Consider the following 13,122-nt stretch of genomic DNA (forward strand, 5'->3'; position numbering starts at 1 on the left):
ATCGATTTCAAATTGCATGATCAACCCTTATATACCCATGAATAAAGGCTGTAGCAATTATGAAAAGAACCCATATCATAAAAACTGCTGCAAATCTGATTATTGATTTTAGCAAAGAAACATTGTTGTTTTTTGCTTTAATCCTGCCGAAGAAAAACCAGGATATTAAGAAAAGTACCATACTAACTGCCAAATAACTCCCACATCTCATAAGCGTCGCAAATAAAATATCTGGCTGTGCCCCATACAACGAATCATCATAAATGTAGGCATCAATGGGTATTGGTCCAGAAGGTGTAAATAAACCTGTTAAAATACTTAAGAAAACATGATCCCAAAATCCATTAAAATACCATGTAAAGTACGAAGAAAAAAATGTTTGAGAAGATCTGAAGAAACTATATTGTCCATAATAAACCAGCAGGAATGATACCGGAACAATAGACATAAGAATTGCAGCCAAATTTTCTTTCAAAGTCCAAAGATTTATTGATTGAAGAAAGCTAACAAATGCAAATGCAAACAGAGCCATCATGTAAATTGCTAAATACCTTATTGAAACTTCATGGATAAATGCTGTCCATGCACCTTTTAATAAAAGTACACAATTTAGAACAATATACTCTAAAGCAAATGCTGCAGTTATTGTTAATACTCCTGCAAGCCATTTACTACCAAGGAATGACTTCTTTAAAAGCGGTATATTTTCATCGGAAGTATCATAATCTCCATCTCTTTCAAATTGAAAAAGAGATTTACTCACAATAACTAATGTTATGGAAGAAAAAAATAGAAATATTATATTTCTTACACTTTTAAAGGAATATAACCGTAATCCACCGTAATCTATTATCAGATTTGAGTTATACAAGAATACCAGCTCAATGAATATAATCAGAGCAAAACCCCATATCGCTTTTAAATCCCTATATATTAATGCTTTTTTACTAACACTAAGCATCACTTGTTAACCTCCCGGCTCACCCTTATTTACTATCTGACCTTATTTTTACTTAGTAATGGCTAAGAAAAACAAACGTTTCTCATCGTCCAAAACCCCGTTAAATCGTCAGGATTTTGTCCTTGTGAATATGAAGTTATTTCTAAGGCATTCCTTATAATCTCTTCAATACGCCTGCATTTGTCTTTATTTATAAAATCAAACCATTCATAATTCCTGCTACTGGTCTCCCTGCATTTCTCAATAAAAACCTCATGAGGATACTCTTCTGTATCAGTTTTGGCACCATTTTTAATCCAAAAATCAACCATATCCGGATCAAGCATAGATATTGCACGAATAAGAGGAAGTTCAAATGAATCCCCTTCTATCCAAGCAGGATTTACATCTGCCCCTTTTTTTATGAGCAATTCTGCAATCTTCCTATTCCCGGTGTAATGTGAACCTAAAATATTCTTATCAACAGGTACTCCCTTATCGATAAGAAACTTTACAATATCATAGTTTCCGGCATCAACTGCATCATTAAGCAGCCGCAATGCTTTTTTACTCTTGGGCTCTGCCCCTTTTTTAAAAAGATACTCAAGAGACTTTCTGTTAAAAACTTTTTTATACTCATTCAATGATGAATATTTGTATATGGAAATCAACCCGTTGTTTAAATAACTATTTCCGGCTTTCTTAACAGTTTTATCAATAAGATCAATATCTCCATGTGCTGATGCATATATCATGGCACTATCCGCATAATCTGGCCAGAAACTGCTATCTAGCAACTCCTCAAACATCCTTCCCAACTCCGGAGAATTGGAGTGAACATTGTTAAGTATTTCTCCATTTGTTCTTAACCTTTTTTAATCAGATACACAGCCATGTCATAATTTCCAGCCTTAACTGCATTTGATACTGGGTTCATTGCAACAGCATCTGGGGTCTCAAGTACCATACCATACTTTAACAAAATATCAACGCATTCTTTATTCTTGCAGTCATACGGCAAATCGGAGTCATACTGCAGACTGCTTAAATTTACATAGTATGGACTGCTTTCATTATACTTCAATAAAATTTCCAAAGGTTCGGAATATCCTAGGTAAGCAGCTAATATGATTGCATCTTTCATTATAAAGCTGTCATTATATATTTTAAGCTTTTCCTCTATAAGCTTTGAATCATTCAGCCGTACTGCATCGACCAAATCAATATGAGTGTATTTATATACAATAGTAGAAGCCAAACATATCAAGCTTATCAAAACAATAAACAAAGTACATTTTTTCATGCATCACCAACCTTACTAAGTAATGCCTTAGAAATAACGACCTATTCTCAAGGACAAAATCCCGACGATTTAACGGGGTTTTGGACGATGAGAATCGTTTGTTTTTCTTAGCCATTACTAAATAACTTTTCAGACTTGGGAAGTACAAATTTATAAATAAATATTGGTACGATCAGAGTAAATACAATAATAAAGTCAAGCCTCACAAAACCAATATTTAAAGCAATTAAATAAAGCATAAGACAACCAATATAAAAAGATATGATTAATTTGAAAAGCTTTTCAATCCATGTGATTCCAGTGAATCTATTGGTTTTTCCAGCCGCATTTTTCCTGTAAATAATAGCAGCAGCATATATAAATCCTATTGTCAAAATTATATATACAGCACACCTGATAAAATCAAAGGTTATGTTGCAATAAAACCGGTCCGCAAGAAGCGTTCCATAAGAAGGAGAATAATTGTTATACGCATCAGAACTATAATATATAGAATTAAAGCTATAATACTTTGAACTTAGCCCGAAGAAGGCTAATATCAAAATAAATACACTTTGTATCGTTCCTTCTAACAAAGATTTTGGTAAAAATCCCGGAAAAACAGGGAGAAAATACTCGTCTATACTTTGAAGATGATACCTGAAATACTGGCTGAAAATCAGAGCCATGATAACAACAGGTAGAGCTGTAACCAAAATGGTCATTAGTGTTCCAAACCATGTTGAATTGCATGATGACTGTACCATCATAATAAAGCTGAAAATGAACAGATACATTAGCAGTGTGGTGATTGTCCATATCGTTAACTCAACAAAATTGGCTTTCCAGCAGAATTGACTGATGAGAATAATATTAAACGCCACATACGCCATAAAGAAGGCTGCAACTATGTTATAAGCTCCTACCAGAAATTTATTTAATAAAACGTGGTTTTCTGAGTAGGGTATGCATACCACAATAGATGCAGAGGATGTTTTTCTGTCAATGTTAAAAAGTACTGAACTCATTGCAATAAGAGTAATTGAAATTATGCCTATAATGATCATATTTCTAAGTCCATATAATTGTTCCGTAGGATAACCACGTATAATGTCTATTCCATAAAAAGCGAACAACTCAGCAAATATAATGGGTATAAACCACCATACAGCTTTAAAGTTGGTATCCCTCAGATCTTTGTAACCCAACCTGATCCTCAAATATTATCACTTCCCCAAGAGCTCTATTATAATCTTATTTATCAGTTACCTTCAAAATTCATACAATATCTTTGATATGGATACTTTTGTAAAGATTATATCATACTTATTTTTGCATTAACATATGTTCTGTACTATCAAAATCCAAACTTATCCTATATTAAAAGAGATAAATCTATATACAATAGAATTCACCAACAAAAAAGAAAAAGTCCCATCCGGGACCTAAAATAGACAATTAAAATTATAGAATCAGTTATCCATAGTAAAATTATACCAGAATTTTTACCAGTTTATACATTAAAGCCTGATAAAATACTATTGAGCTTTTTCCTTAGTGTCACTTAATTTCTTTTTGCCGCTTCCATTCCCTTTATCATGTCCTATTCCCACTTCACTTCATCACCTAAAATTTGAAGTTTATTTGCAAATTTTTTATTCTTTTTATATAATCTATAGCAGAAGCTACACAAAATCACTTTTAGCATTGTATTATTTTATCGAATTTTAGTATATAATAGAAAAATCACAAAGTATTTTTATATTTTCGTGAGATTAAGTGTTTGAATATTGGAGTTTTCTTATGAAGTCGGAAATGAAAAAGGCAAAAACAAAAAAGCATAAAGAGTATCTTTCCATAATGCTTATACCCCATTCGCAGGATAGAGTCAGGGTTATAAAGATTTCATCCTTTTATCTTAAAGTTTCCCTGTTACTTGTCACACTGCTCATTTTCATTTCAGGACTTATCGTACTAAACATCAAACTATCCGGCCAGAAAAAATCATTGGAATCTAACATTGAAGATATTTCCAGACTTAATATAGAGCAAAAAAATATGATTAATGATAAGGCAAATGCCATTAAAAGCCTGGAGGAAAGAGAAAAGGCAATTAACGCTAAAATAAACCAGTTTACTGAAAAATACAAAGACATGGCAGAAAAGTATTTATCAGATGGATCAGGCAGCAAGACCAGCAGATCCGGGGATAGGACAGAGAGAACCTTTGTTGATGATATCTCCATTTTGAAAAACAGCCTGGATGAATTGATAGATGAAAGCAGTCATCAGAATGAGGACATATCCGGATTATCAAAAATAGATGAAAAACTTAAGAAATATATCTCTACCATACCTACCTTATGGCCAGCCTCGGGCAGGGTCAGCTCAAAATTTGGAGAACGTGAGGACCCCTTTAACTTTTCGGAACGTTTCCACGCAGGTATTGATATAGCTGCTGACTATGGTTCAGATATAAATGCTGCAGCAGAAGGTACCGTAATAACTGCAGGTACTCTCCCCGGCTATGGAAAAGCGGTAATTGTATCCCACGGTCATGGTCTTCGCACCTTATACGGTCATATATCTTCAGCAGTAGCAAAAGAGGGCCAAAAAGTAAAAAAAGGACAGTTAATAGCAAGAGTTGGAAGTACAGGCAGAAGCACAGGGCCTCATCTCCACTTTGAAGTCAGGATCAATGACACTCCTGTAGATCCCTTAAAATATCTGGATAAAAAATAGCAAAGTAACAATATATTAAAAGTTAATATAACACAATACATATTCTAAAGGAGGCCAAAATGTTTGGAAAAAAGGAGTTTGACGGAGTTGACAAGTTTGATACCTTAATCGGTGCAAGCTCAGTTTTTGAAGGAAACATAAAATCCGAAGGTACAATACGTATTGATGGAAAAGTCATAGGTGATATTAATGTAAATGGAGATGTGTACATAAGCACCAATGCCAGTGTGAAAGGAAATATAACTGCGAACAATATCCATAACGCAGGCACCGTTGACGGGAACGTTCAGGCCAACGGAACATTAAGACTCTTAACCACCTCCAAAATAAACGGTGATATAACTGTTCAAAACCTGATAGCTGATGAAGGGGGAGTTTTCAACGGTAAATGCACCATGAAAGAAATCACAAAGTGATTTCGTAGCCTTATTGTTGTTATGAGAAATTGTGATGGGAATACACCATAATTCCTAGACATAACTCTATTTTTTTGTGAGAAAGGGGGGCATATTGCAAACGATATTTGTTTTTTTGTAACTGCCCCTTCCTCATATTATAAAGTTTACGTTAGATACTTATATAATTGCCATTTTGCTTCAATCTGCCATCATTCAACATTTCATCAACCATTTTATCTATAAAATCCTTTATATCCTCATTAACCCTTAGAAACCCCAGTTTCTGACACGAAACTGCTGCCACCTGAGACCTTTCCAGCCCAAACGATTCTTTTATAGAGCTTATAATAGCCTCAGCAATTTCTTCCTTGGAGATAAGCTCCAACTTTCTGCTGTTAGAAGGCAAATCACTCCTATCCCTTACTATAGGTAATTCCATTGAAGATAACCATAGAAACTCATCTTTCATTACTATCCTGCCATCTTTTATTAGAACCTGGCAAGCGTCATTTATGCATTTCTGGATAGAACTACCTGTCCTTATCAATTTGGAATTATTAATGATCCTCTTGGTTACTTCAAGAATATGAACAGGACTTTCGACTTCAACTATCTTTTCAATATAAGGTACAAGTCTTGCGGGACGGTAGATTTCTTCCTCGTCTATAAACGGCAGCTCTGCTACCGCATATTTGTTTGCAGTATCATCTTTATTAATATCAACAATGCTCTCAGTTCTTTCAATAACAACAGCATCAATAGCACCAATTTTATTTTTCAAGCCTGTTGCTTTGGCTTTCTCAATTGCTTCTACAACCCTTTTTAACTCGTCCTTTGGACTCCTGAACCAATCCGTACTCCAAATCCTAAGTATGTTCCACCCTTTATCTTCTAAGATTGATTGTCTGAGTCTGTCCCTGTCCCTTGCCGATCTGGCACTGTGGTACGAGGCCCCATCACATTCTATTCCAAGGATGTATCTGTTGTTATCTTCAGGATCAACCACAGCCAGGTCAATATAAAAACCTGCACAACCAATCTGCTTCCTTACTGAATACCCTAAGTTGGTCAAACTTACATAAACCTCCTCTTCAAAGGGTGAATCACATTCCCTGCCGGTTTCAACAGGTATATTTAAATTACCGTCCCTTGCGTAAGTAAGAAACGTCTTTAAGGCTTTGACACCTCTTGCATTGGTCCTTGAAAGATCTATATCCTCCGGTGCAAGGTTGGTAAATACTTCACATCTAAGCCTTGCCCTGCTTATAAGAACATTAAGTCTTCTCTCTCCTCCCTCATTGTTTAAGGGCCCAAAGCTCATTGCCAAATAGCCTTCTTTAGTTTTACCGTAACCAACGCTGATAAATATTACATCCCTCTCATCCCCCTGTACATTTTCCAGGTTCTTAACAAAGAAGGGTTCATGAGGGTGCATGTTAAAGAAGGCTTCTAAGGATGTGTCCTTACGCCTTAATAATTCTATCTCGTCTATTATTGCCTGCATCTGTGACATGCTGAAAGCAGCAACCCCTAATGTCAACTCAGGACTATTTTTAAAATGCTCAATCACCCTCTGGGCCACAAGCCTGGCTTCAGGTAAGTTAACCCTTGTGCTGCTCCTGTCATAAGCCCCATCCTTTACATAGTTATATACAAGGCCCATTCTTTTGCTTGTATTCTGGGGGCTTGGGAAGACCACAAGCTTGCTGTCATAGAATTCAAAGTTGGAAACCGCAATAAGGGACTCATGGCGGCTCCTGTAATGCCATCTCAGCATCCTCTGAGGTGCCTTTTGTGCTTCGAACAAAGCAAGTATGCTTTCAACATCTGCTGTTGAGTAATCATCCTCTTCTCCCTCAGGGGTTACTGTTTGTTCGAAAAAGCTTGTTGGAGGCATTTGCTTGCTGTCTCCAACAACAACCGCCTGTTTTGCCCTCATTAACGCACCGAATGCCTCTACTGGTCTTACCTGGCTGGCTTCGTCAAATATGACCAGATCAAACCCAAGTCCTTCAGGAGGAAGGAAATTGGCAATTGAAATGGGGCTCATCATAAAGACAGGCTTTATGGCCTGAATGGCATTTCCTGCTTTTAACATAAGCTGACGAATCGGCAGGTGCCGGGATTTTTTCTGAAATTCCCATAAAAGAACTCCTAATTGTCCCGAATCGTTATTACCCTTGGGTACATTGTCCCAATGTTTCTTTGCCAGCCTCACCTGGTTATGATTTATAAGGAACCTGTCATAATCCTGAAACCTTTTTACTATACTCTCATGCTTATCCTTTGCAAAGCCTGCAATAGCCGATCTCTCAGTAAATGCAATATTTAAAAGGCACTCATGCCAGTTATGCTGAAGAATTATATCGAGGTTCATTCCCTTCGGTTCGACGTTAAGAGAATAGGTTACAAGACCTTCCAAAGACTCCTTTACCAAAGCATCGTTCATGTGGTTAAACACAACCATATCCTGCAGCTTTGACGAATTTTCCTTCCATAAAGCAATATGGCCTTTTTGATTGCTAAACTCCACGCTCTTCCAATCACCTGCAAGAGGAAAGGCTTTTACCTGATCAAACTCTAAAAACCTTATGAGAGCATCCATGGAATCGGTATACTTCTTTAACAAGCTATCTAGCTTTTCCATCTCCAAATCCTTGACAGCCGACCAATAATTCTGCTTTATGATTAGATCGGAAGGAACTTTACCATCCTGAGTATCCTGATATATGGACATTACCCAATCGGCCTTTACTTTTATATCCTCCCAGCTTGATTCCTCACCCTTGAAGAGGCTGCCAAAAATAGCCTTAAGGTTATCCTTTTCTCCATCTATAATTTTCAAATTTGTTTGATACTCTGTAATGCCATCACATATGGAAATCCAATCACTATAATTTTGAGGAAGTCCATTTTGACAAAGTCCGGCAAAAGTTGACTTAGCTTTTCTGTATTTCCCCGACAAGAACCTCCACCACTTGCCTCTATACACATTCAACGTCTGGCGTACCTCTATAACATCCTGGCCCCATGCATGAGGAATTATAATGCTTCCATATTTGCCTTTTAGCTTTTGCATGAATAATCCGGCAGTAATGCATTTATTTATTTCCATTTTATTTATTAACCAAAGCTCATTTTTTATATCAATTCCTGATAAATCAGGTGCTTTGGACAAACTTGCAATTGCTGCCGCCAGTCTTATTTCAGCAGCAATGTTGTGAGGCACTTCCAGGTTCAATGCCCCTGCCGTCCTCTCACTTTCAGCCACTAGAACATCAAGACTTCTCTCTGCATCATTTATAAGCTCATTAAGCCTGGGTTCTTCAGTGGGAAGGTAAGCTTTCCTCATACTTCCCCAAAAGGGATGTTTTACGGGCATCCCCATTGCTTTAAGATGAGCATCATAATCCTTGACAATGGATTCTTTCCTAATAAAATCATCCTTTTTCCAACTCTCTATATCTTTAAAAGAGATTTTAGGAAATGCAAAATCAGGGTATTTCCTTTTTAAAAACATTAAGACACCGAAAAGCTGTATAGGTGTCATATAGCTTTCTCTGACATGCGTATTCAATGCTTCACAGTAGTCATTCAGTTTGTCTCTGCTCTCTAGAAGAAGGTTCATTTCCGAACTGATATCCTTTAATTTTGGTTCTCCCAGCTCATAAACTCGCTTCAACTCAGCTAGAAGTGCCTTTTTATTAGATTTCTGGCTGTGAAGCTCCAGACAGGCATCTCCCAAACCTATTTTATCCAATCTCCTTTTTACAACTTCCAAAGCAGCCATCTTTTCCGACACAAATAATACTTTTTTGCCTGCATCGATGGCATCAGCAATTATGTTTGTAATGGTTTGGGACTTTCCTGTTCCGGGAGGCCCCTGTATAACAAGGTTATGGCCTGCCTGAACATCTGATAACGCCAATATTTGTGTGCTGTCGGCATCAACAACATGATTTATTTTTTCAGGTGTTAAAAACTTATCAATTCGTTCATTTTCTGAAATTCTGCTGCCGTTATCTCTAAAGCCTGTTCCAAGCAAGGCATCCAAAATGCTGTTGGCATCAGGTTTTAATTCTTCGGGCCATATATCCAAATCAAGATCCTTATACATCAAGTATTTACCGAAAGAAAAGAATCCAACACACATAAAATCAGGTTCTATCTTCCAATCTGGATATCTTTGTACCGCCTGACCCATTTGGTTCATATACTCCATGATGTCTTGATCTTCGGAATCCTCAAAAGTTGAAATTGTAATCTTATGTTCAGTTGAAAGCTTCTTTATAAGGGACAGGTTCTCTTGAATTTCTTCACCTGTATATCTCAGCCTGAAAAGCTCTCTTCCATTTGTTCTCACAAGCTCAACCGGCACAAGAATACATGGTGCACAGAGCTCCTTTCCCGTACTGTTATCTTCTATATATCTGAGCATGCCCAAAGTGAGAAAAAGGTTATTAACACCCTGCTCTTCTATAAAAGTCCTGGCGGCATAAAATGTATTTAACAGCCTTGTTTGGAGGTCCTTTTCAGTATATGGTGTTTGAAGCCTGTTGTCCTTTACCTTTTCTTCCTGAGGGGCCTGAATTGTTTCTTTTTGCTCACTCTTGTCCGACTCTTTATTCTCATCAACTTTATTCTTGTCAATCAGTATATCAAGTTTCTCTTTTGCCGCATCAAACAGCAGCGACTTTTCTTCTTTGACAAGTATTCTATATATTTCTCCCGACAGCTCATTAATAATTTCAACGCCTTTTGATTTAAGCGGGCGATAATTTAAAAAAGGATTTTTCAGGCTTAAGTCCAAGAGCTCAATCCTGGAATCTTCAAGTTTTTTTCTTATAGCTTCTGCCATTAAAGTCACTCCCAACAATAAGGTTATATACCTATAAAAATTATACTATATGTTAAGGAATAATTGAAATGTTACTTCCGATTCTGATGTGGTGTTCAAGAGTTAAGCTGATCTCCAAAATTATCTTTCAAAGCACAACAAAGGCTTGAAAGTATGACCCTTCAAGCCTCTGCTCTGATTCTCAGTACATTCATTATTGATAAAAATGCTTAGTACTTTACGTTTGCACTTTTCATATGGTTTTCCTTATAACTTATAAATATACCCAAATTTTTGTGCAAGCTTTACTATATCCGACATATTTATTGTACCGTCATTGTTTAAGTCACATTTAATATCATACCCCGTATCAACCTTTGTAAGAGCAAATACTTTTGCTAATAGAACCACATCTACCATATTCACGCAACCATCTTTATTGATATCTTCAATAATATATGATTGAGTTGGTTCTATCGTTGGTTTAATAATTTCCAATTGATGAATTGTTTCTATCACATCAACATAATATGTAACCCACGACAATGCAGCATTTAAGTTTATTTTTACTTCGTTGGTTGACCAGGATTCTTCATTATCTACATAACATTTCTGTGCTGGAGCACGGTTAATTTTTAGTCCCAAGCTAGCAACATATGGGTCCTGACAGCCTGAGTTTGGTCCTCCTGTGAGGAAACCTGGGGGTACTGACGGAAATGAAGGATCCATCTGAGGACAGAAGAACCTATGGTGAGGATACTTCAATGGATTTTCTCCGTATCCTGATACATAGCACTGAATCAATGGGTTACGCCCCATTAAATAATCAATAGCCTCGGTCATTCCATAAAAATATTTACTTGCACCACTTAAATCAAATGCATATGCCAATACAATTGCCTTATTAACAACATACGTATTAGAATCCCATGGATATCCGGTTATTTTCTCATTTGCACCTGCAAAATTATTGATGTACTCTGCTTCAGCTAAAGGTATGCCATAACCCTCTTCTTTCTGAATCTCAATACAGTTATCTGCTGCCTCTTTTATGCTTGCAACCGCTTGAGGGAATTCCTGCTCCTTATGAAGAACAAGCGTAAGAGTACCCAATCCCCCTGTCGCACATCTGTCGAAGCATCCACCCATACCTTTAAATTCTCCGGTAAGAACAATGGGCATTTTTTGGCTTTCCTTATAGCCTTTAAGATCAGCAAAATACTCTTTATCATTAGTTGTAACATACATTTCACATGCAGCCCAGTAGAAATCGTCTTCTACATAATTGTCACCATATGTATATGTACCTGTATCTACTTGATATGGATAGAATATTGCCGGATTTGCCTTGGCAGCCTTATAGGCTCTCTCAGCAGCAGCCATGCATTTATCCGAAAAATCGGGGTCAATATCTTTCCATATACGTGCAGCTTGTGCAGCACATGCAGCCAGGTTTAACGTTGCTGCTGTTGTAGGTGGATAGTATACCCTTTTTTGTTTATCCTGATCAGGACGTGTTGCTAATCCCGTCCATAAATCATCACCCATCTTATGTATTGCCATCCCTGCTCTGTCATATCCTTCAGGTATCTGCATTTTAAGCATCCATTCCATTTCCCAGCGTGATTCATCAAGTAAATCGTTTATTTTATTACCACTCTCTGGGATATTCATCTTACCGTCACCAAAAATATCATCTACGCCATATTTTTTTGAGTGCTCATATTGGTTCTGCAGTATCCACAAGGCTAAACCACCATTTACCATATATTTGCCATGATCACCTGCATCATACCAACCGCCTGTGGCATCAACGCTTTCAGGCCCTACATAGCCCTCTACAGAAACAGGCACAGCTATATCCTTTGCATGTCCTGCAGGACGTGACCACCTATTCTCAATACAATATGGCATTTTTATCTCAGTACCGCTTCTTGCATGATAAAAATACTTAAGTGCATCATATTTCATATATGAATATATATCTGTCCCTATGTCGAAAAGAAAACTTGTAGCTGACCCTGCTACCAATTGATAACCTTTGCCAGGTGTCGTGTAACTGGAAAAATCAATTATTTGAAGATTCTCACCTGCTGCATGGTCTGGCCAACTACTACCCGAATGGGATCCAAATGTTGTGGTAGTACCAGAAGCTACAACAGTTCCTGAACTATTTTTTAAATCCCATTTTGTTGATGAACCACCCGAATCGATCTTTAAAGTAGCCTTTTTAGCCGCATTCGGAAGGTATCCCAGCTGGTTTACACGGATATTCCTTGGAGGTGTTGGAAAGGGGGTTACAGGTGGTTTAGCCTCATCTTGCAACGACATGGATATAAAATTAATTTCATATGGTAATTCCCCAGCTAAATTCCCACCCAGCAGAAAGGAAAACTCAGCATCTTTGCTGTCTTTTTCAGCTGTAAACTTTTGACTTACTGTAAGAACCTCATTAGCCGTAACGTTAAATGGCGTCCAATTATTATTCCATGCTTCCCAATATGGATCACGCTGATCACCAATCTTGGCATAAACCTTGCAACCCTTTGTGGCAGTAAGAGAAAATTTTACAGTATAATTATGGCCTTTATATATCGATATTTCTCTGTGTCTTATTTGCACATCCCAATTATTTGTCCCTTTCTGGTCAATATGTACTGTGTATTTTCCATCCTTGACAAAAGAATATGAATTCTTTTCATCACTTTCAGAGATATGCCAAGGCAAGCTTATTCCGCTTTTAAAATCCGTAGTTTGGAGCAATTCATAGGCACTGCATGATATCTTTGCTGCAAACATGGTTAAAAGTGTCATACCTATTACCAACATTTTCTTTCGCATATTTATTCCTCCACTACTCTTTTTAATAATTGAAGGCATTAAAGAATAACCTCAATGCTTTCAATTTGCTATCATCTTATCG

8 protein-coding genes are annotated in these 13,122 nt (G+C 37.0%); 2 read left to right on the top strand and 6 right to left on the bottom strand.

Annotated features, from left to right (window positions below; genetic code table 11):
- Positions 1 to 7 precede the first annotated feature (7 nt).
- From Bccel_RS13100 to Bccel_RS13115, 4 genes are all read right to left on the bottom strand, one after another.
- Complete coding sequence (locus Bccel_RS13100) at positions 8 to 964, bottom strand: hypothetical protein (RefSeq protein WP_152966004.1); 957 nt, start codon at positions 962 to 964, stop codon at positions 8 to 10.
- A gap of 59 nt (positions 965 to 1,023) precedes the next feature.
- The gene (locus tag Bccel_RS13105) at positions 1,024 to 1,749 is read right to left on the bottom strand and encodes an ankyrin repeat domain-containing protein (protein ID WP_050753426.1); all 726 of its coding nucleotides are present in this window, start codon (positions 1,747 to 1,749) and stop codon (positions 1,024 to 1,026) included.
- A gap of 56 nt (positions 1,750 to 1,805) precedes the next feature.
- Complete coding sequence (locus tag Bccel_RS13110) at positions 1,806 to 2,243, bottom strand: hypothetical protein (RefSeq protein ID WP_050753427.1); 438 nt, start codon at positions 2,241 to 2,243, stop codon at positions 1,806 to 1,808.
- Between the two features lie 107 nt (positions 2,244 to 2,350).
- On the bottom strand, positions 2,351 to 3,442 hold the full coding sequence (locus Bccel_RS13115) for a hypothetical protein (RefSeq protein ID WP_036944074.1): 1,092 nt from the start codon (positions 3,440 to 3,442) through the stop codon (positions 2,351 to 2,353).
- Positions 3,443 to 4,025: 583 nt separating this feature from the next.
- Between Bccel_RS13115 and Bccel_RS13120 the strand changes: the two genes are divergently transcribed.
- On the top strand, positions 4,026 to 4,964 hold the full coding sequence (locus Bccel_RS13120) for a M23 family metallopeptidase (protein ID WP_050753429.1): 939 nt from the start codon (positions 4,026 to 4,028) through the stop codon (positions 4,962 to 4,964).
- A gap of 59 nt (positions 4,965 to 5,023) precedes the next feature.
- Positions 5,024 to 5,380: a bactofilin family protein gene (locus Bccel_RS13125; protein WP_036944072.1), complete on the top strand. Its 357-nt coding sequence runs from the start codon at positions 5,024 to 5,026 to the stop codon at positions 5,378 to 5,380.
- A gap of 151 nt (positions 5,381 to 5,531) precedes the next feature.
- Here the strand turns inward: Bccel_RS13125 and Bccel_RS13130 are convergent, their stop codons facing one another.
- Positions 5,532 to 10,220, bottom strand: coding sequence for a DUF3320 domain-containing protein (locus tag Bccel_RS13130; RefSeq protein ID WP_036944070.1), 4,689 nt, complete (start codon positions 10,218 to 10,220; stop codon positions 5,532 to 5,534).
- A gap of 246 nt (positions 10,221 to 10,466) precedes the next feature.
- The gene (locus tag Bccel_RS13135) at positions 10,467 to 13,040 is read right to left on the bottom strand and encodes a glycoside hydrolase family 9 protein (RefSeq protein WP_050753430.1); all 2,574 of its coding nucleotides are present in this window, start codon (positions 13,038 to 13,040) and stop codon (positions 10,467 to 10,469) included.
- Positions 13,041 to 13,122: the final 82 nt, after the last annotated feature.

This window comes from Pseudobacteroides cellulosolvens ATCC 35603 = DSM 2933, from assembly GCF_001262605.1.
Lineage (GTDB): Bacteria > Bacillota > Clostridia > Acetivibrionales > DSM-2933 > Pseudobacteroides > Pseudobacteroides cellulosolvens.